This window comes from Roseobacter phycocola (assembly GCF_042055075.2).
In the GTDB taxonomy this organism is placed as follows: domain Bacteria; phylum Pseudomonadota; class Alphaproteobacteria; order Rhodobacterales; family Rhodobacteraceae; genus Roseobacter.
The window spans coordinates 3,939,171-3,960,772 of sequence record NZ_CP194010.1 but is presented as its reverse complement, the minus strand read 5'-3'; the positions used below and the strand labels follow the sequence as shown (position 1 = coordinate 3,960,772).

The following is a 21,602-nucleotide window of genomic DNA, read 5'->3' as shown; positions in this document are numbered from 1 at the left end:
CCTTTCCTTCCACACACAGCGGGAGGGCTTGATGATGGCTAAGATTAAGGCATCAGAAATACGCAAGTGGTCAGATCAACAGAAAAGGCTTTTGCACGAAGTCCTCCTCGAATCCGTGGTGGAGGTCACCACGGTGGCTCAAGATGGCGTCCCAGAAGTCACTGGGCGTCTCAAGAATTCGCTGGTCGTTGAACTTAATGGCAAGCGAGTTGGTGAAGGTAGAGACGCGTATGAGGCGGCTATTCGGAGTGCGAAAACCGGAGATACAATAACCGTTGGTTGGACTGCACCCTACGCAGTTGGTGTCGAAGGTGGCTTCACACAAACGGTCTCGGGCGGAAGGACGATAAACCGCCCCGGCCGGTTTTTCATGCAACGGGCCCTGATGGAATGGCCCGAGATTCTCCGCAAGATTGCTAAGCAAAGGGGGGCATTATGAAAGCCTCCACACTGGTGAAACGTTTCTGTCGATCCCTTTCGGTGCCTACTGGCCGCTTGGCTGGCCGGTCGATCAAACTGGCGCCGTATCAAAACCGATTCATCGACGGCGCATTTGCGGACGGAGTGAACGTGGGCGTTCTGAGCGTGGGGCGCGGCAACGGCAAGTCGGCAATCTCGGCCATGCTCTGCGCTGGTGAATTGGTGGGGGCATGGTCTGACGCGGCTGAGCGGGAAATCATCATTGCAGCCCGGACACAGGATCAAGCCAAGATTGCTTGGAACTACACCGCATCTTTCATTGGCACCCTGCCTGAGGACGTGCAGGCGAATATCACGATCCGCCGCCAGCCCCGGTTTGAAATACAGTATGACGACCACAACGGGCCTCATATCCTCAAGGCAATCTCGGCGGACGGTAAGTCTGCCCTTGGGTCCAGCCCCACGCTGGCCGTCTTGGATGAGCGGGGCCACTGGCCCTTGGCGGCTGGCGACGAATTGGAAGCCGCGTTGCTTACGGGCCTGTCCAAGCGTGACGGCAAGGCGCTGATTATCTCCACCTCTGCGCCGAACGATATGCATCCTTTCAGTCTTTGGCTGGATCGGGATGCACCGGGCGTCTACCGGCAAGAGCACCGTCCCACCCCCAACTTGCCGGTGGACGACCTGGACAGTCTGCTGATTGCCAACCCCGGTTCCAAGCATGGGATCGGCCCCACCATGACGCGGCTCAAAGAAGACGCGGCGCTGGCCTTGGCGCGGGGCGGGTCTGCCCTGTCCAGGTTTCGCCTGTTGTCGCGCAATGAGCGGGTGGCAGAGGACAACCGGGACGCGCTTCTGGACCTCAACGAATGGCTGCAATGTGAAACCCAAGACTTGCCACCCCGGCAAGGGCAAGTGGTGATCGGGCTGGACCTTGGCGAAACGGCTTCGATGAGCGCCGCCGCCTATCTCTGGCCTGAGACGGGGCGGCTTGAGGCGTGGGGCGCGTTCGGCACGGTGCCGACGCTTGAGGCCCGTGGGCAGGCGGACGCGGTGGGCGACCTCTACAGCCAAATGCACAAGCGCAAGGAACTGGCCTTGATGGGCCAAAAGACGGTGCAACCCACGCAATGGCTGCGCCGGGTGATCGGCCATGTTGAGGGTGAGCAAGTCGCGTCCATCGTTGCGGACCGCTTCAAAGAGGGCCAACTGTCTGACGCCCTCCTTGAGATCGGCAACCGTGCCCCTGTGGTGTGGCGCGGCATGGGGTTCAAAGATGGGTCTGAGGACGTGGAGCGGTTCCGCCGCTACGTCTTCGACGGCAAACTGCACGTTTCGGAAAGCATGTTGTTGCGCCACGCTATTGGTGAGGCGGCGGTATTTATCGACCCGGCGGGTAATTCCAAAATCGTCAAAGGCCGGTCTATGGGTCGGATCGACGCGGCATGTGCGGCCGTCCTGGCCGTGGCAGAGGGCGCGCGGATCATGGGCAGGCCCGCTCACAAGGGAGGACGTATCGCATGGGGCTGAGCAAGAAACGCCGCGATTATCAGCGCCATTCGTCGCGCGTGATCAAATCCCAACGCTGGAAATACCTGCGGAAGCAGGCGCTTGAGCGGGATGGATGGCAGTGCGTCCAGTGCGGCGCGCGCCGTGGGCTTGAGTGTGACCACATCGAGCCGGTCCGGGACAGGCCTGACCTCGCCTATGTCTTGTCGAATTTACAGATCTTATGCGGGCGGTGTCACGCCCGGAAAACCCGAATTGAGGTGGGGCACAAGGCGCTCCCTCCCAAACGCCAGCAATGGCGCAATCTGCTGCGCCAGATGCAGCAAAACCCTATCGAGCAGAAAGGATAGATCATGCTTGATTCAGTGAAGATCACCCGCCGCCAGTCGGAAATCCGCCAGCAACTTGCGGAACTGGCAGCCAAGCCTGAACCGTCTGAGGACGAAACTCGGTCCATGGATGACTTGGACAAGGAATATCGGACCAACGAAACCCGCTACCGTGCGGCGCTTATCGCGGAAGATGATGAGCGGCGCGAGGCCGGGGCCGAACTCGAAACCCGCTCTGACAAAGAATGGGCAGAGATGGCCGGGAAATTCGAGGTGCGCCAAGTCGCGCTGGCCTTGGATGAGGGTCGCAAGCTGGACGGGGCCACGGCTGAGATGGTGGAGGAGCTGCGCAACGCGGGCGGCTTCCAAGGTATCCCGGTCCCGCTTGAAGCTCTGGAAACACGTGCCGGCGAAACTCTTGCGGGCGGCGTTCCCGACCCCGTGCGCACCATGCCGACGATTGAGAGGCTCTTTGCCAATTCCAGTGCCACCCAAATGGGGTGTCGGATGATCAATGTGGGCGTGGGCGAGATCGAATACCCCGTGGCCACGGGCGGCGCGCAACCGGGCTGGGCCGGGTCTGAGACGGGCGAAGTGCCGGGGCCTCAGGCTTACACCACGGTTGATCGCCCGATGACGCCCGACCACACGCTAGGCGTTCAAATGAAGATCACCCGCAAGGCCCTGAAACAGGCGGGCCAAGGGCTTGAGCAAGCGGTGCGGCGCGATATGAGTGCGGCAATCCAGCAAGAGACCGACCGGGCGATTTTCTTGGGCAGTGGGTCCAGCGGTGAGCCTCTGGGGATCTTCCCCGGTGCGTCCACCTACGGGATCACAGAAACCGCAATCGACGCAGCCGCAAACTATGCAATTTTTCGGGAGGCTGCGGTGCGCTTCATGACAGCCAACGCTGCGAGCGGTCCCGGTGCCGTCAATCTTCTGCTCCGGCCGGAAATCTACGATGAAATGGATGATAGCCTGATCAGCGGCACATCGATCTCCGAATGGGACCGCCTTGTCGCCAAGATCGGAAATGTCCAGTTGACAACAAATGGGATCGCGGCCCCCTCTGGCTCACCGGTCGCATCCAGTGCCCTGCTGACCACCAACACCAACGGTGTGGCACCGGTGTTCTGTGGCATGTGGGGCGCTGTGGACGTCATCCGTGATCCGTATTCGGACGCCAAATCTGGCCAACTGCGCCTGACTGCGCTGACCACCATGGACGTGACTGTGGCCCGCGGGGTCCAGCTTGAAATCCTGACCGGGGTGCAGTGATGGACAAGGGTGCCATTTTCAAGGGGCTTGAGCTTCGCCGTGAAGGGGATGGCACCCGCCGTTTGCGCGGGCGCTTTCCTTACGGCAAGCGCGCGGTCCTGTCGGCGGGCGGCAATGGACGCCGCCCCCGCAAAGAGCAATTTGCACCGGGGGCGTTTTCGTTCGCGGTGGATGATCCTGACCGGGAAATCCATTTCCTCTTGGGGCACAGTTTCGATCACCCGCTGGCCAGCCGGAAAAACGGAACACTTATGCTGACCGATACGCCTGAGGCTTTGATATTCGATGCAATCCTTACGGTGGAAATCCAGCGCGCCTCTTGGGTGCAAGACTTCCTAGCGGGTTTTGCGGCGGGGCTGATTATCGGCATCTCGCCCGGTTTCCGTATCCCGCCACCCGAGGCGGTGCCGGATGCAGAAGAAACAATCGAGGAAGATCCGTCTGAGGGCAACGCCCTTATTCGGATCATCTCGGCGGCGGTGTTGTTTGAACTCTCGGCGGTGACGCGGCCCGCCTATGACGAAACCGAAATCGAGGAACGCGACAAGGGGCCGCTGATCCTGCCCAAACCTCGGCAACATGTAAGCGCGAGGTGGCGGTGATGGTGGACCTGTTGCAAGAAGACGAGGCGACCCCGGCCAGCTACCCGACTGTGCCCTCAGGCCTGTCAGAAAAGGCGGCCGGGCTGGACGCTGGCGCGATTTGGGCACGGATCGAAAGCTACACCGCGCACCGCTTCACTGAGCGGCAAGTGATATGGATCATTGAAGGCTTTGAAGGACAAGGCTGGAAACCGCCGCTCAAGCCCATTCTGTCCCACACAGCAGAGAAATGGGAGGACGGCGCTTGGATGGTCGACAACCTGCGGGACGGTCCTTTGGGCCTGTTTCTGACCTCATGCGGTCACTTTCGCATCACCGCTCAAGTGGGCGGTGGCGATTTACCTGCGCCTGTCTCAGAAGCCTATCGGCGGCTCGCGGAATACTCTGTTGAGATAGCCAAAGACGGCATGATGAGCGGCCATGCGTCACACCATGCGCATTCGGTCAATATCGGTGGCGAAATTCAGGAAAGCTATGACCGCTCGCGTATGTGGGCGGCGCGGGCTTTGGAACTGAGCGGTGCGGCTGATTTGCTGCGCCCTTATCGGAGGGCGTAATCATGTGGCCATTCAAACGCAAAGAGAAGATCGAAACCCGATCCAGTGGTACCGGCTACACAACGCAGGTGATGCAGGCCCGCGCCGACTACATTACTGGCGTTGACGGCATTGCCGAGCTCACCGGCACCGTCCAAGGCTGCGTAAGCCTCTGGGAAGGGGGCTTGAGCCTCGCCGATGTGGAAGGCACGGACATGCTGACCCCGGCCATGCTGGGGCTTGCGGCCCGCGCTCTGGCCCTGCGGGGCGAGGCGGTGTTTGTGGTCGAGGAAGACGGGCTGTTGCCGTGTTCTGATTGGGATTTGACCACCCGTAATTCGCGGCCTACGGCTTACCGCGTCGGCATCCCTGACACGGCGGGCGGGCGCACCATGACCGTCTTGGCGGGTGAGGTGCTGCACCTGCGCGTCGGCTCTGATATGGGTATGCCCTATGTCGGGCAATCGCCACTGCGGCGGGCGCGATTGACGGCTGGACTTCTGCAGACGCTTGAGACGGCTCTGTCAGAGGTCTACGCAAACGCGCCCTTGGGATCGTCGGTTATCCCGTTCCCTGAGGCCCCGGACCAAGACATGAGCGACCTCGCCCGTGGGTTCCGTGGGTTCCGGGGCAAGGTTCTGGTGCGGGAGTCGGTCAATGTGACGGCGGCGGGTGGTCCGGCGCCTCAGACGGACCTCAAGCCCTCAGACGTGGGGCCCGACCTTTCCAAGACCATGACCAAGGAAACGCTGGCATCGGCCAAGTCGTCCATAGAAATGGTTTATGGCGTCCTGCCCGGTCTGAGCAATATAGCTACCACCGGGCCAATGGTGCGCGAGTGTCAACGGCACCTCGCCCAATGGTGCCTCCAACCTGTGGCCGGCATGATAGCCCAAGAGGCCAGTGAAAAGCTGGGATCGACGGTCACGCTGGACGTGATGCGGCCCTTGCAAGCCTTCGACGCTGGCGGACGTGCCCGCGCGGCCATGGGTTTAGTGCAGGCGCTTGCAGCCGCACAAGAGGCAGGGATCGACCCGGCAATAGCTCTGAAGTTCATCGACATTGACAGAAAAGGAGCCGAGAATGGCTGACCAATTCGAGAATATTAAACCGTCTCTTGAAAGCCCCTGCGAAGGCCTTGAGGCAGTGACACCCTCTGACAGCGAAGATCTGGCACAGGTGACGCGGGCACTCTATGTGGGCGGCGGCGGCGATCTCGCGGTGCGGGCAAAGGATGGATCGCAGGCCACGTTTGTATCGCTGAAAGCCGGACAGATGATTCCCGTTCGCGTCTCGCGCGTTTTCAGCACTGGCACCACAGCAACAGGCATTATCGGGATGTACTAGGGAGGGCCTCAGGCGATCTTTGTCCTGTCGCCAAAGAGCCCTCTCAGACCCTGCCCGCCTTTCGTCTCCTTTGTGGCGGGCGGGGTCATTTTCACCAGATCTCAGAGAAATTCGGAAGCATCGTATTCTCGGTCAAACCCCTGAAGGCTTTGGCTACAATTATCCACGAGCTTCAGAAACTTTGTGATTTCCTCTGCACTTCTTGGATTGTACCCGTCATTGACACCTTGCCACAGCATCACTGCCATTCGGTAAGCCGTACTCGATTTGGTGTTTTCATCAAGATTTGTAATTTTCACTGTTTGATCAGCCACTTGCCTGTCCTTCCAATACTAATTAGTTACTAACTTGCCGTGTAATGGTGGTGTCTTTCGTGGCGGCCGTCAACCGAGACAAAACCCCTGAAAGGGGGGCTTCCATAACAAACGGATTTCAGGCACAGTATCGGCGGGCGTGACAACCCGGACTGTGATAGCTGCAACACCTGACTAGGGTTTCATCCGTTGGCGCGGATGGCAGCGAACTGACGTGACCGCTTGGCGGCGGAACGTACACTGGTATATTGCCGGGGTGCGAACGAAATACAATAGCCGCTAGGTAAATACGTTCGGCTTCTCTCACAGGAAGTTGTCAACGCCCCGGTGTCAGCCCGCCGCTGATACGGCCGTGACAAGCCAAACTGTGAGAAACCAAATGACACATCCCAAACCTACGCACGTCGAAACACCCGGTCTCAGCTACACAGTCTACCGCGAGGACGACGCGGACATGACCACGCCTGATGGGCGTTTGGCATGGTTCTGCGCTCACTTTGAGCTGACACCTCCACCGCTGTCCTATGACGAAGATGAACCCGACTCGCTGTTGATGACCGATGAACTTATCGAGTTCTGCGGACGCGAGGGTCTGAGCCTTGATTGGTTCACGTCTGGCAGAGTCTGCGGGCCGCTGGCCGTCTATCGAGAAAAGTACCGGATCACCCCTGAGGTGGAAAAGTGGGCCGAACTGCTGGGCAAGTTTGACGACCACGAAAAGACTCTACTGACCGCTGGCCTCAAGTTGGTAACGCAAACCGGTGCTGACATTGATGACGTGATGCAGGGCGTCACGGCGGAAATCGAAGCGTATCGACAGATCAAAAAAGTTTAAATTCTTATTTTCCTTCGCTTGACGTATTTCCTTGTCGGGTGTAAATTTCGTCAAGTGAAGGATTTTCCAAATGAGACGTAAAGCTTTCTGTGTTGTGGTTGATATTGAGCCGCGTCGGTTCGATACAATGCTGACGCGAGGCCAGGTTCCCTTTTCTAAGAAAGAAGAGGGCTGGGGTCAGTATTCACTGAACGATGCATTCCTCATGCGGCTCATGCTTGACCTGATCGACAACGGTGGATGTGAAATTGAAAGCGCCGTTATTGCTCTCAGAGTAGCGCTGACGACCCATTGGCTGGACGCGTATCCCCTGACTCGCGAGATTCCGGATGAAGACACTTGGGTAGCAATAGGGTCTATCGCCTATGGGAGCCGTGACGAGTACACCATGAGCCAAGAGTTTCTCGCAGGTTCGGTCTGGGGCATCCCCAGAATGATGCAAGGGATTGGCGAAAATACCGCAGAAACCTTGGGCCTTTTAGATCGGACTGAAATTTTCGACGGTGAGAACGGCCCCGATATCCGCAAGGTAGAGATTGAAAATCCGGACTATGCACTTGGGCGCATAATAATGGCCAACGCATCGCTTGCAGCGCGCAAGGTCATCAAGGCCGCTGATGCACTCGAGATCGAACTTACAGAGGATGATTTCCCTGAATTTCCAGACGATGCCTACGACGCGTTATCAAGCGTAGCTGAGGCCTGTGATGGATGGAACAAGCACCTTGAGCGCATTGAACGGGCAAAGGGGGAAAAATAATGCCGAGCCCCCGCTCCCCTTCAATGCCGACTAAGCGCCAGATCGAGGAGGCGTATCGTGTCGCCCGTGATCTGTGCCCTGGTGTCCGGATCAAGGGCGTGGGACCGGACGGAGTGACATTTGACTACCCCGAGCGAGACAGCGCGGTCAGTGAATGGGAAGGCCAGCCCTTCTCTGGTGATGCGCCATGAAAAAATTGCCTTATCTTCGTTCCAAGCTGCGCCGGGGCCGGTGGTTCCACACCTACCGGCGCGGAGATGTAGAGCGCTCTCTGGGTGTTCATGGCCTTCACCCGACCGACCCCAAGGTGCTGGCCGCATGGGCCGCTGAGCACGCCCGCTGGCAGGACATGCCCAAAGGGACTGATACCCCGTCTGCTGGAACATTTTCCTGGGCTGTCGATCTCTACACCTCAGGCGAAAAAAAATGGCAGACATACTCGGAAACCACCAAGAGTAACCGACTGGCCATCTTTGCCCGGTACCGCAAGACACAAGGTGATAGGCCGCTTAAGACAATAACAAGTGAGGCGATCGAAAGAGCGCTTTACGCTAAGGGCGGTTTCGGCGCGGTCAATGACTACAAAGCATTGAAACCGGTCTTTGAACACGTCAAGCGCCTCGGTTTTTTACCCAAAAATCCTCTTTCTGGTATCGAGCTCGACAGGCCGAAAACGAAAGGGTTTGCGGTAGCGGATGCTGAAGACATAGCTTCCTTCCAGAACCGTTGGCCGGTTGGAACCCGCGAAAGGCTGATATTTGATCTCGCGCTCTATACCGGAGCGGCTCGCGTGGACTTAGCTAAGCTTAGCCGAAAGAACCTCGAAGGAGATCTGCTGGTCTATGTGAGGCAAAAGAGTAATGTCAAAGCAAGGGTTCCGCTTTCACCGGAATTGCGCGCGGTGATCGATAGGACACCTGACATCGCACCAGCGTTCATTCTGTCCTCCCGCGGCAAGAAGATGTCCGCCGCAGGCTTAGGCAACATGTTCCGGGATGCCGCCGCCGAAGCTGAAATGAAAGCCAGACTCCACGGACTGCGCAAAGCATTCTGCATTTATTGGGCTGAAAATGGGGCCTCCACCCATCAGATCGCGGCGATGGCCGGCCACATGAGCCTCTCAGAAGTTGAGCGCTACACACGCGCAGCCGACCGCGAGCGCATGGTCAAGTTACTGGTTGGGGAGGCCTGAAAATGGGACACGCCCACCCAAAACCGGGACACACCTTTTTAACCATCTGTAAAACAGGAGAAAAAATCGTGGAGAGTTTAATATGGCGATCCCTGAAGGACTCGAACCCTCAACCTGCTGATTAGAAGTCAGCTGCTCTATCCAGTTGAGCTAAGGGACCGCTGCCCCGTACATGCCGCAGGTGCGCGCCGCGTGCAAGTCTCAGATCCGGCGGGTCATGAAAATGCTCAGCGGGTCCTCGCTGTAATCACCGAAGGGTGGGCAGGGCGTAAAGCCCTCAGCAGCATAAAGCCCCCGTGCCGCCGCGTGTTCCGGGCCCGATCCGGTTTCCAGCCACAGGGACCGGACCCCCTCGCCCGCGGCGTGACGGATCAGCCCCTGCAACAGGTGACGCGCCAGCCCCCGGCCGCGATGCTCCGCAGCTGTGTGCATCGATTTGAGCTCGCCATCAGCCTGACCGAACCGGCGCAGCGCACCAATGGCAACGGCATTCTCCTTTTCACGGATCGCGAACAGCGTAATGTCGGGGTCGGCCAGGTTATCTGCCGGCAGCACATGGCAGCTTTCAGGGGGCGACTGAGACCGCATCAGCTGAAAATGCCGCTCCAGCAGCGCCGCAACATCCGGGTCCTGCGCTGCAACGCGGAGCACATCAGGCCGCGTCAATGGGTCCAGGCACCGCGGCGGCTGGTGGCAAAGTTCTCGCCATATCCGCCGGGACGGATGTTGGGCCTGCGTTTCTTCGGCTCCAGCACATCAGCGTCGATTCCGTTGTCCCGCGCATATTCCACCGCTTCTTCCTTCGTACGGAAGCGCATGCGCACCTGGCTCTGCATGTCGTCCGAAGAGGTCCAGCCCATCAGCGGATCAACCTCGCGCGACGAGGCCGGTGCGAACTCAAGGACCCAGGCGTGGGTCTTGGCCATGCCCGACGACATGGCGGTTTTTGCAGGCTTGTAGATTCGTGCGCGCATCTTCTGGCTCCCGGACTGGCTCAGGGCAGTATATCAGAGATTTCGGCCCGTCAGGCAAGACGCCAAATTGTCCTGCCTGTTCAACTTTTACCCGGTTTGATGAAATCGGGCGCCCGGCCTGACAATTTTAACCATTCGCTAACCATGACCAGGGAATATCTTTCGGTGCCTGCACGCAGGAAGGAGTACCAGGTGAGCAATCAGAAGCATGGATTTTCCGAAGAAGCCCTGCGCGGGCTTGAGGATCTGGACCGCCGCATCCCGGCCTGGGCTGAAACGCGGTCGCTGCAACCCGGAGAGTTTGCGACCCGCGGCGGCGGCCCTTCTCCGCACTATGTCGGCCACAGGCAACGCCTGCGCACACGGTTTCTGTCCGGCGGGCACGCCGCGATGCCCGAATACGAACTGCTCGAACTGCTGCTGTGCAATGCCATCGAACGCATTGACGTCAAACCGCTCGCCAAGAAACTGCTGGAAACTTTCGGCGATCTCAACGGGGTTGTCGCCGCCTCGGAACACCGCCTGCTGCAGGTCAAAGGCACGACCCGCAAGGTGTATTTCCAGCTGCGCCTCGTCGAGGCATTTGCCCAGCGTATGGCGCAGGCCCGCGTGCTGCAGCGCTGCGTCCTGTCGTGCTGGGACGACCTGATCGATTATTGCCGCACCTCAATGGCGCACCGTGACACCGAACAGTTCCGCATTCTGTTTCTGGACAACAAAAACGTTGTGATCGCCGACGAGGAACAGGCGCGCGGCACCATCAACCACGTGCCCGTCTACCCGCGCGAAGTTGTGAAACGTGCCCTCGAACTGAACGCTGCTGCGCTGATCCTCGTGCACAACCACCCCTCCGGCGACCCCTCACCCAGCGATTCTGACATCACCATGACCGACGCGATTGTGCGCGCCTGCGAGGCCATCGATGCGCGGGTCCATGACCATGTGATCATCGGCAAAAACAGCGAGGCGTCCTTCCGGTCACTGGGGCTGCTGACCTGAACATCAGACGACGTCACCACCTTCAGCTGTGATGATCTCCGGCTCCGGAACAACAGGCTGATTTCCGTCGCCCGCACTGGAGGAGGAGCCGGGCAGCGTTCACGGGGTCTCTCTGGCCCCCCTCGGGCGACTATAGCATGCTGCGCGCAAAACTCATGTATGATCCAGTCGAAGGACTGACAGCCACCGGTGAAAATCTCATCTGCAAGGTCGGCAACTCCCATGTCGTCGGGATGAACCAGATCATCCGGGACATGTCTGCAGACATCGAAATTCCGGATAGGACCGCCTATGAAGCTGATCTTCATGATGTCCTGAACCCTGCGGTCAAAGACAACTGAACCGCCACGCACCTCCTGCCATTTCCTGTCAGGATTGCTGCGCCGGCCCCTTGAACCCCTGACAAAACATGACACCTTGGCAGTAACCCCGGGGAATCTGCATATGTCTTACGCTCACACTGACAGTTCTGACGCTGTTCTTTCCAATCCTGCGCCCGATGTACGCGACCGCCCCAAGCTGGAAGGCGGCCGGAAATTCGTGCTGGCCACTGAATTTGAACCGGCCGGTGACCAACCCACTGCCATTGCCGAACTGGCCGATGGCGTCACCTCCGGTGAGCGGGATCAGGTGCTGCTGGGAGCTACAGGCACCGGCAAAACCTTTACCATGGCCAAGGTGATCGAAGAGACCCAGCGTCCGGCGATTATCCTGGCGCCGAACAAGACACTCGCCGCGCAGTTATACGGTGAGTTCAAAGGCTTCTTTCCGGACAACGCCGTCGAATATTTTGTGTCCTACTACGACTACTACCAGCCCGAGGCCTACGTCGCGCGCAGCGACACCTACATCGAGAAAGAAAGCCAGATCAACGAACAGATCGACCGGATGCGCCACTCGGCCACCCGGGCGCTGCTGGAACGCGACGATGTGATCATCGTGGCCTCGGTCTCGTGCATCTACGGCATCGGCTCCGTCGAAACCTATGGCGCGATGACCCAGGATCTGAAAACCGGCTCTATGTACGACCAGCGCCAGGTCATGGCCGACCTGGTGGCCCAGCAGTACCGCCGCAATGATCAGGCCTTCCAGCGCGGGTCGTTCCGCGTGCGGGGCGACAGCCTCGAAATCTTCCCCGCCCACCTCGAAGACCGCGCCTGGAAACTCTCGTTCTTTGGCGAAGAACTGGAATCCATCACGGAATTCGACCCGCTGACGGGCGAGAAAACCGATACTTTCGACCAGATCCGCGTCTACGCCAACAGCCACTATGTGACGCCCAAACCAACCATGCAGCAGGCGATCATCGGCATCAAAAAAGAGCTGAAAATCCGCCTCGACCAGCTCGTGAGCGAGGGCAAACTGCTTGAGGCGCAGCGGCTGGAGCAGCGCACCAACTTTGACCTCGAAATGCTGGAGGCCACGGGCGTCTGCAACGGGATCGAGAACTATTCGCGCTATCTGACGGGCCGTGCACCGGGCGAGCCGCCCCCCACGCTCTTCGAATTCATTCCCGATCATGCCATTGTTTTTGCAGACGAATCCCATGTCTCTGTCCCGCAGATCGGCGGCATGTACAAAGGCGACTACCGGCGCAAATTCACGCTCGCCGAACACGGGTTCCGCCTGCCCTCCTGCATGGACAACCGCCCGCTGAAGTTCGAGGAATGGGATGCCATGCGGCCGCAGTCCGTCTTTGTCTCTGCCACGCCCGCCGGCTGGGAAATCGAACAGGCCGGTGGTGTTTTCACCGAACAGATCATCCGCCCCACGGGCCTGATTGACCCCGAAATTGAAATCCGGCCCGTCGAGATGCAGGTGGACGATCTGCTCGACGAGGTGCGGCGCGTGGCCGAAAACGGCTACCGTACGCTCGTGACGACGCTCACCAAACGCATGGCCGAGGATCTGACCGAATACATGCACGAACAGGGCATCCGCGTGCGTTACATGCACTCGGATATCGACACCATCGAACGCATCGAAATCCTGCGCGATCTGCGGCTGGGGGCCTTTGACGTACTGATCGGGATCAACCTGCTGCGCGAGGGTCTCGATATTCCCGAATGCGGGCTCGTGGCCATTCTGGACGCGGACAAAGAGGGCTTTCTGCGCTCGGAAACCTCGCTCATCCAGACCGTTGGCCGGGCCGCGCGGAACGCCGAGGGCCGCGTGATCATGTACGCCGACCGCATCACCGGCTCGATGGAACGCGCCATCGGCGAGACCAACCGGCGGCGCGCCAAACAGCTGGCCTATAACGAAGAACACGGGATCACGCCGCAGACTGTTAAGAAAAACGTCGAGGATATTCTCGCCGGTCTCTACAAGGGCGACGTGGACATGAACCGCGTCACAGCAACGGTCGAAAAACCGCTCGCGGGGGGCAATCTGCAGGCCGTGCTTGACGGGCTGCGCGCGGATATGCGCAAGGCCGCCGAGAACCTGGAGTTCGAGGAAGCCGCCCGCCTGCGCGACGAAGTCAAACGTCTGGAAGCAGTCGATCTGGCCGTCGCCGACGACCCGATGGCCCGGCAATACGCGGTGGAAAAGGCCGTGGACGATGCCCAGAAAGCCTCAGGCCGCAGCACCATGGGCCGCGGAGGGATGCGCGGCGGGGTTAAGCGGAAGAAGCGGGGTCGGTGAATTAGTGTGCGATTTTCTTTTGTATTTTAGGAACAACCTGAAAAGCCGTAAATTTCGACGGTATACCACCATCATCAGCGCGCAAGACAGCGATCAATTCCGTTAACTTTCGCTCTAGCACCGCGATTTGTTCGTCGGCATCGCGATTGTACTCCGCAAGAGACGCAATTGCGTCTTTCAACTTACCTTCCCGAATTCTTGCAGCCTCGGATGCAGCACCGGGCACCGGCAATTCGATTCCTCGCTCCAGTTGGGTCTCGATCCACTCTCCCACCGCTTCAACGGTGTTTCTAAGCGCTTCATCCTGCGTTTCGCCGTCTGACATGCAACCAGGCAAATCCGGAACAAATCCGATAAAGCCCCCTCCGTCATCATCCGAAAGCTTTAATACAACGATTGCGTATTCTGATTGATCAATCATCGGTTCCCTCCGCCAAACTAATGTGTGCCTCAATGAATGACACAAACTGCCTGATATAAGGCGGTTTAATTGGTCGTCTTGCTGGAACAGTAAGAATGTCTCGTATCAACGGACTACATACTTTGTAGTGACTTCCAGAAGTAGGTGCTTTCATTTCCACACCATAGTTCGAGCATACCTTTTCCAGATCGGCAATTTTCCAATCCTTTCTAGGATTGGTCTTCATTTGTTTCAGCGTCTTTGCGGCCTTTGCCATGCGATTGATAGGTAACCACTAGTTGCCGAATTTCCAGCATTTTATGTCTGGTTGACCCTTCTTGAACATCCAGCGAGTCTCAATCGCAACACTTCAACATACTTGCATTAACGCAAGGCAATGTTCAAAGCGCCATAGGACGATGGTCGGGCGCGGGCTTTGCACAGCAAAGCCTCTGGTGGATTTCCAGCGTTCTCCGGCTACCTCCCCCCCATGCGCACACTCATCGCCCTCACCCTGCTCGCCACCCCCGCCGCCGCCTGGGAGTTCACCCCCGGCCTTCCCTGCGTTCTGACCCACAGCACGCCGCAGGCGGAGATCGAGCTGACCTATGACCCGACCCAGCCGCTTTATACCGTGACCATTCGCCGGGACCTGCCCTTTGACAGCGCGCCCGTGTTTGCCATGCGCTTCGACGGTGATCTGCCGATCAGCATCGCCACCGACCGGCACATGGCATCCCGCGACGGGCGCAGCGTCACGGTGCAGGACCGCGGGTTTGGCAATGTCCTGAACGGGTTGCAGTATAACGCAACAGCCACTGCGATCCTCGGCACGGCCAAGGTCACCTTTCCGCTCGCAGGTGCCGCAGAACCGGTTGCGGCCTTCCGCGCCTGCCGGCCCGAGGCCGGCGTCTGAGCGATCAGAAGTCGAAGATCTCTTCCAGCAGCCCCAGACCGCGCTTTTTCTTTTTGTAGCCGGTCTGCTTGTAGCCGCCGCGGTATCCGCCCGGTGCGGGGCGTGGCGGTGCCGCATGCCCTGCCTGGGCATCGCTGCGGTCAATGATCTTGTCCAGCTCGCCCCGGTCCAGCCAGACGCCCCGGCAGCGCGGGCAATAGTCGATCTCGACGCCGCTGCGCTCGGCAATCACAAGGGTTTCTCCGTCAACGGGGCATTGCATGGCTGTCTCTCCTCCTGATTTCACCCCTCTGAGATAGGGTGCGCACCGGCATTTTTCATCGGGCGTTTCGGTAAAATGCGCATCTTCCCGGTAACCATTTCTTAACCCCCGTTAACCATGTTGGCCGGCGGAAAGGATTTTGATGCGCACCGCCATTCTGGCCTTCGTTCTCTGCCTTGCGGGCGGGCAAACAGCCCTGGCCGGTGCCTGGCTGCGTGAAGAGGGCAAAGGGTTCGCCTCCGTCTCGGCCACGGCCACGCAGGAGCGCGACTACTCCGGCAGTCTGTATCTGGAATATGGCCTGACGCCCCGTCACACGGTGGGGGCTGATATCAGTCTGGGGCTGGACCGGACCGGGCAGCAGAACGGATCAGGCGTGTTCTTTGTGCGCATGCCCATCGGGCCCACTGACCAGACGCACCGTTTTGCCGGGCATCTGGGGCTGGGCGGGCGCTATACCAACGGGATTTTCTCTCCTGCGCTGGAGGCCGGGCTCAGCTGGGGGCGCGGCGTGAAATGGCGCGACAGCTGGGGCTGGGCGGCGGTGGATGCCAGCATAAATCTGCCGCGGGCCCCGGCCGAGGAACGGATCAAGATCGACGGCACCTTTGGCATGCCCATCGCGAAAACGGTCAAAGGCATGATCCAGATGTTCAACACCTTTGAGGATGGTCAGGTCTTTTCGGATCTGGCGCCGTCGTTGTTGTGGCAGCCCCGCGGCGGGACCTATACGATCCAGATCGGCGCGGAATTCGCTGTTTCCGGCGGGGGAGATGACGCATTGAAAATCGGGCTCTGGCGCGACTTCTGACGCTCAGGCGTTCATCTCGGAACTGTCCAGGATCTGAACGCCGTTGATGCGCCATCCCTCGGGCGTCTCCAGCATGCGGTAGTCCAGGATGTGGATCGCTCCCTTGTCATCGGTGATCATCACGCGCTGCCAAAGCGCACCACCCTGCTCGCGCAGCTCCAGAAACCGGAACCCCGAATAGCGCCAGACCATGGGATAGCCCTGCGTGACCATGCGTTCGAAATTCTGCGGTGTCTGGAACAGACGCTGCAGGTTCGGGCTGGCATAGGTGAACGCCGCGTCGAAATCATCAGCCTCAAAGGCTCTCAGCTGCTGGTCAATTGTGGCCTGAATATCCGCCGGTTCTGCCTGCGCGGCGCAGGCCAGCAGGATACCCGTGATCACTCCGAAAATGCCTGAACGCATAACATGTCTCCCCGAGGTTCATCCCTCAGGGTAAGTCACGCGGCCCGTCCGGCAAGAGTTTCAGGTGTCTTTTACCAGTTCACCCGCAAGGGCAGCATCGATCAGGGCAATGGTTTCCTGCACACCGTACAAGGCGATGAACCCGCCAAACCGGGGTCCCTGGCTGGCGCCCAGCAGCACCTCATAGAGCGCTGTGAACCAGGCGCGCAGCGGGTCAAACCGCTCGCGGCCGCAGGCATAGACGACCGACTGCAGCGCCTCATCATCCACCGGACCGTCCCAGGCCGCCAGCTGATCCCGCAGATCCTGCAACGCCTCGCGCTCCTGATCTGTGGCCAGGCGGTACACCTTACCCGGTTTCACAAAATCATTGTAATAGCGCACGGCAAAGCCCGCAGCAGCATCCATGTCAGGATTGTTTTCCGCATTGGTTTCAGGTGCATAGCGCTGGATAAAGCCCCAGAGCTGCGATTTGTCCTCGGCCGCCGAAACGCTCGCCAGGTTCAGCAGCATCGAGAAGGGCACCACCATATTTGACGTCGGAACATCACCTGAATGGATGTGCCAGACAGGATTGTTTAACCGTTGAACTACATCCTGCCCCACATAAGCCCGCAGCTGCTGATGGTATTCATCCACCGCCTTGGGAATGACGTCAAAATACATCCGCTTGGCCGTTTTGGGCTTCTGGAACATGAAGTACGACAGGCTTTCGGTGCTGGCATAGCTCAGCCATTCGTCGATCGAGATGCCATTCCCGGAAGACTTTGAAATCTTCTGCCCCTTGTCGTCCAGGAACAGCTCATAGCTGAAATGCTCCGGCTTTTTGCCGCCCAGGATCTCGCAGATCCGGTCATAGATCGCGGTGTTGGTTGCATGTTCCTTGCCATACATCTCGAAATCCACGCCAAGTGCTGCCCAGCGCGCTCCGAAATCCGGCTTCCACTGCAGCTTCACGTTGCCGCCTGTGACCGGCAGCGTCCATTCACGGCCATCCTCATCATCAAATGTGACCGTGTGGTTCACCGCATCGACGTTTTTCATCGGCACATAAAGCACCCGCCCGGTCTCCGGATGGATCGGCAGAAAGATCGAATAGGTCTGCTGGCGCTCTTCGCGCAGCGACTTCAGCATCACCTTCATCACATCGTCATAGCGCTCGGCGGCCCGGCGCAGCACGTCATCAAACTGCCCCGACCGGTAAAACTCCCGCGCAGAATAGAACTCATAGTCAAAGCCAAACGTATCGAGAAACCGGCGCAGCATGGCGTTGTTGTGATGGCCAAAGCTTTCGTGCGTGCCGAAAGGGTCCGGCACATCCGTGAGCGGCTTGTGCATGTGCTCCGCCAGCATGTCCTGCTGCGGCACGTTGCCCGGCACCTTGCGCATGCCGTCCAGATCGTCCGAAAAACAGATCAGTTTGGTCGGAATGTCAGAGATCTGCTCAAACGCACGGCGCACCATGGTCGTGCGCAGCACTTCGCCAAAGGTGCCGATATGCGGCAGACCGCTGGGCCCGTACCCGGTGGAGAAAAGCACATAGCCCTTTTCCGGCGGCGCCTTGGCATAGCGTTTGAGCACCCGGCGCGCTTCCTCAAAAGGCCATGCTTTGCTGGTCATCGCGGCGTCACGGATCTCAGACATTTTCCACTCCGGGGTTTGGTCCCGCGCCCCATGCGCAGGGTTTTGCCCGTCCCTATTGCCTTGGCCGGGTGGCGTCAATAAATTGCGGGTATTCCGTTACCAGTGAAAGCAGATGCCCCGTGCCCGACAATTCGCCCCACGCGTTTACCGCCCAGGACAGCCTTGTTGCCCTGATGATCGCCGTGTCCGCCTCTGATGCAGATATCCGGACCGCCGAACTGGTGAAAATTGAGGCGGCGGTGCAGATGCTGCCGATCTTCGCGGAATATGATGCAGACCGCATGAGCGTCGTGAGCCAGGTCGTGTTTGACCTCTTTGAACAGGAAGACGGTCTCGATGCGCTGTTCGGTCTGATCCGCGAGGCCCTGCCGGAGCGGCTCTTTGAGACGGCCTATGCGCTGGCCTGCGATGTGGCGGCAGCCGATGGCAGCCTTGGCGAGGCGGAACTACGCCTGCTGGAGGAAATCCGCTATGAGCTTGCGCTGGACCGGCTGCACGCAGCAGCCATCGAACGCGGCGCTCGGGCGCGGCATCTGACCTGACCGCGCGGCGGCTCAACCGCCGAAATAGGCCTCCGTCTCTGCATCGGCAGGAAACCACAGCTCGATCTGCAGATCATCCAGCGTCACATCCCCGGGCGTGCCAAAGCGTGCAATGGTGGCAAAGAGCGCCAGGCGCTGTGTGCCGGTATTCAGCAGAACAGGCAGCACCGGCCCTGCGCCATCGCCGGGAACCGCCTCCCGCGCGAGGTGATCCGCCACGGCGTCCAGCGCCGGCACACCGCCCTGTGCGACGCTTTCCGTGCGCAGCCGCCGGGCCGCATGGTGCGCCACCTCAGGCCAGTTCTCCACCAGCCGCGGCAGGTGATCCGAGACCATCAGCTCCAGAAAGCTCCCGCCCGGCGCCAGCCCAAGTGGCGCGAAAAGAGCCTCGGCAGGCGGGTTCATCTGAACCACCGTCCAAACCCGGTCAATCGCCATGGCCGGAAAGGGCGCGTGCCGTGCCAGCGTATGGGAGACCGCGCGGCGGATCGGGGCAAGTTCCGCGTCGTCCCAGGTCCGCCCGGCATAACGCGCCGCAAAGCCTGCGCCGGTGTGCATCCGGTTGCGCGCCTCCAGCGGCAGCGCCATTGCCTCTCCGAGCCGTTCGACCATTTCGCGGCTCGGGCGCGCCCGCCCGGTCTCCAGAAACGAGATATGCCGCGCCGAGACGCCTGCCTCCAGCGCCAGATCCAGCTGGCTCAGCCGCCGCATTCCGCGCCAGGTTTTCAGCACATGGGAAAAATCGCTCATGCGCCCACGATCGCATATTGCGCAGGCGCTGTCAGTTACCTGGCAGGTAATTGCGCGCCTTACCCGGTCCGTGCGACCCCGCTGCCAGGTTTCAGAGGAGAGCAACATCATGACCCCGCAACAGCATAAATCCTGGCTCCGCGTCACCGCAGTAATCGTGGGGTCCTTTGGCCCGGTCTTCGCCCTGGGCAGCTTTGCAGCCACCGCGGAGCCCGCCCGGTTCACATTGGATCTGCTCGCCTGGCCGCCCGACGGGGCCACCACCTGGACACATCCGGATACGCGGTTTCTCAGTGCGCTGGCCGGGGGTTTCCTGCTGGGCTGGGGGGTGCTGATCTGGCAGCTGGCCACCCACGTCTATGACACCTGCCCCGATGGCGTGCGCCGGGCGGTGCTGAGCAGTCTGCTGGTATGGTTTGTGGTGGACACCGCCGGCTCAGTGGCTTCCGGCAACGCCAGCAACGCGTTCTTTAACACGCTGGTGCTGATGGTGGCCGCTGGCCCGCTGTGGCGTCCGGCCGATGCTCCGGCTGCCACCTGACGTGACTGCCGGTTATGGTCCCAGCGGCTATTCCGCCAGTTCTGCCGTCTGATCGCGGAAGGCAGTACCCCAGCGCATGATCAGTTTCCGCTGCAGGCGGCGCGACCGGCTGGCCCAGGCGCGCCCGCCCGGCGGGCGTTCGCGTTCAGCGCGGGTCAGTGTCGCGCGGATATCCTCGTCGGCAGAGAAATAGGCAAAGACCAGCTCCCGCCCGTCGGTGGCTGTTACATAACCTGCCAGCCCCGAGACAAAGTTCAGCGTGCCGGTTTTGGCATCCGCTTTGACGGGATGATTGTTTGTGGGCCGCCCTTCGGCATCCAGCAGTTTGACCGCTTTCAGCAACGGCCGCAGCAGCGATGCGTGTCCCAGCGCGCCAAGGCCCCGCACCATATCCGCCGCACTCACGCGGCTGGCGCTGCCCAGGCCCGAATGATCGGCAAAGGCCGGGGCCACCATCCCGAGGCTCTTCTGCGCCCAGGCGTTCATTTCGCGAGCCGAGGCCTCCAGTGTCGGGACCCTGCCTGCGCGTTTTTCTGTTGCGGCAAGGCCCACCATCTCGGCACTGAGATTGGTGGAGAACTTGAGCATCGCCTGCAGCACCTCGCTCAGCGGCGCACTTTCCACCGCCGCGACCTCCGCAGCACTTTCAGGCAGTGTGCTGATCACGGCTGCGGGTTTCAGAACAATCCCATTCGACCGGGCCAGCGTGGCAAAGACCTCACCCGCATAGAGCCCCGGTCGTCGCACCGGCAGCCAGCGTGCCCCTTCGCGGCCCAGCGCACCACGCGCCACCGTCCAGTTGTCGCGCCCACCCGCATCCTCATAGGTATAGACGGGCTGGCCGCGCTCGGCGACTGACATGCGCGCGATATCCACCGCGGGGCGGTACTTGCCCGCCCGGGCATCCATGGTGAACGTGTAATCGCCAGAGGTGCGTTTCCATTCGAAATGTACCCGGTTGAAATTCAGCGCAATGCCCGACACCGCCGGGTTATAGCCTACGTGATCCGGCTGGCCCGGATCGATTGCGCGCACCGACAGAACTGGTCCTTCATGCACGACAAAGGCGCCGCGCACCTCGCGGATACCCGCCTCTTTCAGCCGCATAGCCAGCAGCGCCAGCCCACGGGTGTCGAGCGTCGGATCGCATCCCCCCACCAGGATCAGGTTCCCGTCCAGAATACCGTCTGTGACCGTTCCGGTGACCATCAGCCGCGTGCGGAAGCGGTGTTCTGCGCCCAGCACATCCAGCGCATAAAGCGCCGTGATCGCCTTGGTAACACTGGCGGGTGCGATCAGACTGTCCTGCCCGCGCGCCTCCAGAATGTCGCCGGTCGCGGCATCCGCCACGGCAAAGGTGACGTCACCACTGATGCCCGCACCACGCACCAGAACATCCGCTTCGGGCGGACGCGGCCCACCCCGGTACACCGGGCGCGGTGAGGTCAGCAGCCCCTGGGGCAGCGCCGGTGTTGCAAGGGCTGCCATGGCACCGGCCAGGAAGCCACGGCGCGTAAACTGATATGAAGGTCTTCGGCTCATCGGGGCGAGTTAACCCCAGGGCGCGCGCCGGCACAACCGTCTGACGCA

General features: G+C 60.2%; 28 protein-coding genes and 1 tRNA gene. 19 read left to right on the top strand and 10 right to left on the bottom strand.

Features of this window, described 5'->3' with window-relative positions:
* The first annotated feature begins 31 nt into the window (after positions 1-31).
* Genes AB4K19_RS19565 through AB4K19_RS19530 form a run of 8 tightly spaced genes read left to right on the top strand, consistent with a single transcriptional unit; the run spans position 32 to position 6,021 of the window.
* A complete protein-coding gene (locus AB4K19_RS19565; RefSeq protein WP_375229903.1) occupies positions 32-439 on the top strand; it encodes a hypothetical protein in 408 nt (135 codons plus the stop codon).
* Positions 436-1,950 (top strand): terminase TerL endonuclease subunit, encoded by a 1,515-nt coding sequence (locus AB4K19_RS19560; protein WP_436398609.1) that lies wholly within the window; start codon positions 436-438, stop codon positions 1,948-1,950. Before AB4K19_RS19565 ends, AB4K19_RS19560 begins: the two co-directional genes overlap by 4 nt.
* On the top strand, positions 1,941-2,279 hold the full coding sequence (locus tag AB4K19_RS19555; protein ID WP_375229901.1) for an HNH endonuclease: 339 nt from the start codon (positions 1,941-1,943) through the stop codon (positions 2,277-2,279). Before AB4K19_RS19560 ends, AB4K19_RS19555 begins: the two co-directional genes overlap by 10 nt.
* Before the next feature lie 3 nt (positions 2,280-2,282).
* Positions 2,283-3,536 carry a phage major capsid protein gene (locus AB4K19_RS19550; protein WP_375229900.1) on the top strand — a complete coding sequence of 418 codons (1,254 nt, stop codon included), beginning with the start codon at positions 2,283-2,285 and terminating at the stop codon, positions 3,534-3,536.
* Positions 3,536-4,138: an HK97 family phage prohead protease gene (locus tag AB4K19_RS19545; RefSeq protein ID WP_375229899.1), complete on the top strand. Its 603-nt coding sequence runs from the start codon at positions 3,536-3,538 to the stop codon at positions 4,136-4,138. The genes AB4K19_RS19550 and AB4K19_RS19545 overlap by 1 nt, the downstream gene beginning before the upstream one ends.
* A complete protein-coding gene (locus AB4K19_RS19540) occupies positions 4,138-4,695 on the top strand; it encodes a hypothetical protein (protein WP_375229898.1) in 558 nt (185 codons plus the stop codon). Before AB4K19_RS19545 ends, AB4K19_RS19540 begins: the two co-directional genes overlap by 1 nt.
* Before the next feature lie 2 nt (positions 4,696-4,697).
* A complete protein-coding gene (locus AB4K19_RS19535) occupies positions 4,698-5,765 on the top strand; it encodes a hypothetical protein (RefSeq protein ID WP_375229897.1) in 1,068 nt (355 codons plus the stop codon).
* Entirely contained in the window at positions 5,758-6,021 is a 264-nt protein-coding gene (locus AB4K19_RS19530; RefSeq protein WP_375229896.1) for a spike base protein, RCAP_Rcc01079 family, read from the top strand. The genes AB4K19_RS19535 and AB4K19_RS19530 overlap by 8 nt, the downstream gene beginning before the upstream one ends.
* A gap of 101 nt (positions 6,022-6,122) precedes the next feature.
* Here AB4K19_RS19530 and AB4K19_RS19525 read toward each other — a convergent pair whose 3' ends face one another.
* A complete protein-coding gene (locus AB4K19_RS19525; protein ID WP_375229895.1) occupies positions 6,123-6,335 on the bottom strand; it encodes a hypothetical protein in 213 nt (70 codons plus the stop codon).
* Positions 6,336-6,789: 454 nt separating this feature from the next.
* Between AB4K19_RS19525 and AB4K19_RS19520 the strand changes: the two genes are divergently transcribed.
* From AB4K19_RS19520 to AB4K19_RS19505, 4 genes are all read left to right on the top strand, one after another.
* Entirely contained in the window at positions 6,790-7,170 is a 381-nt protein-coding gene (locus AB4K19_RS19520; protein WP_436398605.1) for a hypothetical protein, read from the top strand.
* A gap of 70 nt (positions 7,171-7,240) precedes the next feature.
* Positions 7,241-7,930, top strand: a complete 690-nt coding sequence (locus AB4K19_RS19515) for a hypothetical protein (RefSeq protein WP_375229893.1) — start codon at positions 7,241-7,243, stop codon at positions 7,928-7,930.
* Complete coding sequence (locus AB4K19_RS19510) at positions 7,930-8,121, top strand: hypothetical protein (protein ID WP_375229892.1); 192 nt, start codon at positions 7,930-7,932, stop codon at positions 8,119-8,121. Before AB4K19_RS19515 ends, AB4K19_RS19510 begins: the two co-directional genes overlap by 1 nt.
* Positions 8,118-9,122: a tyrosine-type recombinase/integrase gene (locus tag AB4K19_RS19505; RefSeq protein WP_436398602.1), complete on the top strand. Its 1,005-nt coding sequence runs from the start codon at positions 8,118-8,120 to the stop codon at positions 9,120-9,122. Before AB4K19_RS19510 ends, AB4K19_RS19505 begins: the two co-directional genes overlap by 4 nt.
* 83 nt (positions 9,123-9,205) lie before the next feature.
* On the opposite strand, the gene AB4K19_RS19500 is transcribed toward AB4K19_RS19505, so the two are convergent.
* The 3 genes from AB4K19_RS19500 to AB4K19_RS19490 all read right to left on the bottom strand — a co-directional run bounded on the left by AB4K19_RS19500 (position 9,206) and on the right by AB4K19_RS19490 (position 10,096).
* Positions 9,206-9,282: transfer RNA gene (locus tag AB4K19_RS19500), tRNA-Arg, on the bottom strand.
* Positions 9,283-9,323: 41 nt separating this feature from the next.
* Positions 9,324-9,773, bottom strand: coding sequence for a GNAT family N-acetyltransferase (locus tag AB4K19_RS19495; RefSeq protein WP_375229890.1), 450 nt, complete (start codon positions 9,771-9,773; stop codon positions 9,324-9,326).
* Between the two features lie 11 nt (positions 9,774-9,784).
* Entirely contained in the window at positions 9,785-10,096 is a 312-nt protein-coding gene (locus AB4K19_RS19490; protein ID WP_436398600.1) for an ETC complex I subunit, read from the bottom strand.
* A 192-nt stretch (positions 10,097-10,288) separates the two neighbouring features.
* Between AB4K19_RS19490 and radC the strand changes: the two genes are divergently transcribed.
* The 3 genes from radC (at position 10,289) to uvrB (ending at position 13,741) form a co-directional block, all read left to right on the top strand.
* Entirely contained in the window at positions 10,289-11,095 is an 807-nt protein-coding gene (gene radC, locus AB4K19_RS19485; RefSeq protein ID WP_375229889.1) for a RadC family protein, read from the top strand.
* A gap of 137 nt (positions 11,096-11,232) precedes the next feature.
* Complete coding sequence (locus AB4K19_RS19480) at positions 11,233-11,436, top strand: hypothetical protein (RefSeq protein WP_375229888.1); 204 nt, start codon at positions 11,233-11,235, stop codon at positions 11,434-11,436.
* Between the two features lie 103 nt (positions 11,437-11,539).
* On the top strand, positions 11,540-13,741 hold the full coding sequence (gene uvrB, locus AB4K19_RS19475) for an excinuclease ABC subunit UvrB (RefSeq protein ID WP_436398597.1): 2,202 nt from the start codon (positions 11,540-11,542) through the stop codon (positions 13,739-13,741).
* A gap of 1 nt (position 13,742) precedes the next feature.
* Here uvrB and AB4K19_RS19470 read toward each other — a convergent pair whose 3' ends face one another.
* The gene (locus AB4K19_RS19470; RefSeq protein WP_375229887.1) at positions 13,743-14,162 is read right to left on the bottom strand and encodes a type II toxin-antitoxin system HicB family antitoxin; all 420 of its coding nucleotides are present in this window, start codon (positions 14,160-14,162) and stop codon (positions 13,743-13,745) included.
* Between the two features lie 469 nt (positions 14,163-14,631).
* Here AB4K19_RS19470 and AB4K19_RS19465 point away from each other — a divergent pair, with 469 nt between their 5' ends.
* Positions 14,632-15,057 (top strand): hypothetical protein, encoded by a 426-nt coding sequence (locus tag AB4K19_RS19465; RefSeq protein ID WP_375229886.1) that lies wholly within the window; start codon positions 14,632-14,634, stop codon positions 15,055-15,057.
* A gap of 4 nt (positions 15,058-15,061) precedes the next feature.
* Here the strand turns inward: AB4K19_RS19465 and AB4K19_RS19460 are convergent, their stop codons facing one another.
* A complete protein-coding gene (locus AB4K19_RS19460; protein WP_436398596.1) occupies positions 15,062-15,319 on the bottom strand; it encodes a zf-TFIIB domain-containing protein in 258 nt (85 codons plus the stop codon).
* A 142-nt stretch (positions 15,320-15,461) separates the two neighbouring features.
* Here AB4K19_RS19460 and AB4K19_RS19455 point away from each other — a divergent pair, with 142 nt between their 5' ends.
* On the top strand, positions 15,462-16,130 hold the full coding sequence (locus tag AB4K19_RS19455) for a hypothetical protein (RefSeq protein ID WP_375229884.1): 669 nt from the start codon (positions 15,462-15,464) through the stop codon (positions 16,128-16,130).
* Between the two features lie 3 nt (positions 16,131-16,133).
* On the opposite strand, the gene AB4K19_RS19450 is transcribed toward AB4K19_RS19455, so the two are convergent.
* Entirely contained in the window at positions 16,134-16,535 is a 402-nt protein-coding gene (locus AB4K19_RS19450; RefSeq protein WP_375229883.1) for a DUF4864 domain-containing protein, read from the bottom strand.
* A gap of 60 nt (positions 16,536-16,595) precedes the next feature.
* Positions 16,596-18,179, bottom strand: coding sequence for a lysine--tRNA ligase (locus AB4K19_RS19445; RefSeq protein ID WP_375229882.1), 1,584 nt, complete (start codon positions 18,177-18,179; stop codon positions 16,596-16,598).
* A gap of 173 nt (positions 18,180-18,352) precedes the next feature.
* Between AB4K19_RS19445 and AB4K19_RS19440 the strand changes: the two genes are divergently transcribed.
* Positions 18,353-18,721, top strand: coding sequence for a tellurite resistance TerB family protein (locus tag AB4K19_RS19440; protein ID WP_375230940.1), 369 nt, complete (start codon positions 18,353-18,355; stop codon positions 18,719-18,721).
* A gap of 12 nt (positions 18,722-18,733) precedes the next feature.
* Here AB4K19_RS19440 and AB4K19_RS19435 read toward each other — a convergent pair whose 3' ends face one another.
* Entirely contained in the window at positions 18,734-19,471 is a 738-nt protein-coding gene (locus AB4K19_RS19435; protein WP_436398595.1) for a helix-turn-helix domain-containing protein, read from the bottom strand.
* A 109-nt stretch (positions 19,472-19,580) separates the two neighbouring features.
* Here AB4K19_RS19435 and AB4K19_RS19430 point away from each other — a divergent pair, with 109 nt between their 5' ends.
* Positions 19,581-20,012, top strand: a complete 432-nt coding sequence (locus AB4K19_RS19430) for a hypothetical protein (protein WP_375229880.1) — start codon at positions 19,581-19,583, stop codon at positions 20,010-20,012.
* Between the two features lie 27 nt (positions 20,013-20,039).
* Here AB4K19_RS19430 and dacB read toward each other — a convergent pair whose 3' ends face one another.
* Positions 20,040-21,554, bottom strand: coding sequence for a D-alanyl-D-alanine carboxypeptidase/D-alanyl-D-alanine endopeptidase (gene dacB, locus AB4K19_RS19425; RefSeq protein ID WP_436398594.1), 1,515 nt, complete (start codon positions 21,552-21,554; stop codon positions 20,040-20,042).
* Positions 21,555-21,602: the final 48 nt, after the last annotated feature.

Coding starts and splice junctions, on each gene's coding strand:
- AB4K19_RS19565 (WP_375229903.1), top strand. CDS start 32: ATGATGGCTAAGATTAAGGCATCAGAAATACGCAAGTGGTCAGATCAA.
- AB4K19_RS19560 (WP_436398609.1), top strand. CDS start 436: ATGAAAGCCTCCACACTGGTGAAACGTTTCTGTCGATCCCTTTCGGTG.
- AB4K19_RS19555 (WP_375229901.1), top strand. CDS start 1,941: ATGGGGCTGAGCAAGAAACGCCGCGATTATCAGCGCCATTCGTCGCGC.
- AB4K19_RS19550 (WP_375229900.1), top strand. CDS start 2,283: ATGCTTGATTCAGTGAAGATCACCCGCCGCCAGTCGGAAATCCGCCAG.
- AB4K19_RS19545 (WP_375229899.1), top strand. CDS start 3,536: ATGGACAAGGGTGCCATTTTCAAGGGGCTTGAGCTTCGCCGTGAAGGG.
- AB4K19_RS19540 (WP_375229898.1), top strand. CDS start 4,138: ATGGTGGACCTGTTGCAAGAAGACGAGGCGACCCCGGCCAGCTACCCG.
- AB4K19_RS19535 (WP_375229897.1), top strand. CDS start 4,698: ATGTGGCCATTCAAACGCAAAGAGAAGATCGAAACCCGATCCAGTGGT.
- AB4K19_RS19530 (WP_375229896.1), top strand. CDS start 5,758: ATGGCTGACCAATTCGAGAATATTAAACCGTCTCTTGAAAGCCCCTGC.
- AB4K19_RS19520 (WP_436398605.1), top strand. CDS start 6,790: ATGACCACGCCTGATGGGCGTTTGGCATGGTTCTGCGCTCACTTTGAG.
- AB4K19_RS19515 (WP_375229893.1), top strand. CDS start 7,241: ATGAGACGTAAAGCTTTCTGTGTTGTGGTTGATATTGAGCCGCGTCGG.
- AB4K19_RS19510 (WP_375229892.1), top strand. CDS start 7,930: ATGCCGAGCCCCCGCTCCCCTTCAATGCCGACTAAGCGCCAGATCGAG.
- AB4K19_RS19505 (WP_436398602.1), top strand. CDS start 8,118: ATGAAAAAATTGCCTTATCTTCGTTCCAAGCTGCGCCGGGGCCGGTGG.
- AB4K19_RS19490 (WP_436398600.1), bottom strand. CDS start 10,096: ATGCGCGCACGAATCTACAAGCCTGCAAAAACCGCCATGTCGTCGGGC.
- AB4K19_RS19480 (WP_375229888.1), top strand. CDS start 11,233: ATGCTGCGCGCAAAACTCATGTATGATCCAGTCGAAGGACTGACAGCC.
- uvrB (WP_436398597.1), top strand. CDS start 11,540: ATGTCTTACGCTCACACTGACAGTTCTGACGCTGTTCTTTCCAATCCT.
- AB4K19_RS19470 (WP_375229887.1), bottom strand. CDS start 14,162: ATGATTGATCAATCAGAATACGCAATCGTTGTATTAAAGCTTTCGGAT.
- AB4K19_RS19465 (WP_375229886.1), top strand. CDS start 14,632: ATGCGCACACTCATCGCCCTCACCCTGCTCGCCACCCCCGCCGCCGCC.
- AB4K19_RS19460 (WP_436398596.1), bottom strand. CDS start 15,319: ATGCAATGCCCCGTTGACGGAGAAACCCTTGTGATTGCCGAGCGCAGC.
- AB4K19_RS19455 (WP_375229884.1), top strand. CDS start 15,462: ATGCGCACCGCCATTCTGGCCTTCGTTCTCTGCCTTGCGGGCGGGCAA.
- AB4K19_RS19450 (WP_375229883.1), bottom strand. CDS start 16,535: ATGCGTTCAGGCATTTTCGGAGTGATCACGGGTATCCTGCTGGCCTGC.
- AB4K19_RS19445 (WP_375229882.1), bottom strand. CDS start 18,179: ATGTCTGAGATCCGTGACGCCGCGATGACCAGCAAAGCATGGCCTTTT.
- AB4K19_RS19440 (WP_375230940.1), top strand. CDS start 18,353: ATGATCGCCGTGTCCGCCTCTGATGCAGATATCCGGACCGCCGAACTG.
- AB4K19_RS19435 (WP_436398595.1), bottom strand. CDS start 19,471: ATGAGCGATTTTTCCCATGTGCTGAAAACCTGGCGCGGAATGCGGCGG.
- AB4K19_RS19430 (WP_375229880.1), top strand. CDS start 19,581: ATGACCCCGCAACAGCATAAATCCTGGCTCCGCGTCACCGCAGTAATC.
- dacB (WP_436398594.1), bottom strand. CDS start 21,554: ATGAGCCGAAGACCTTCATATCAGTTTACGCGCCGTGGCTTCCTGGCC.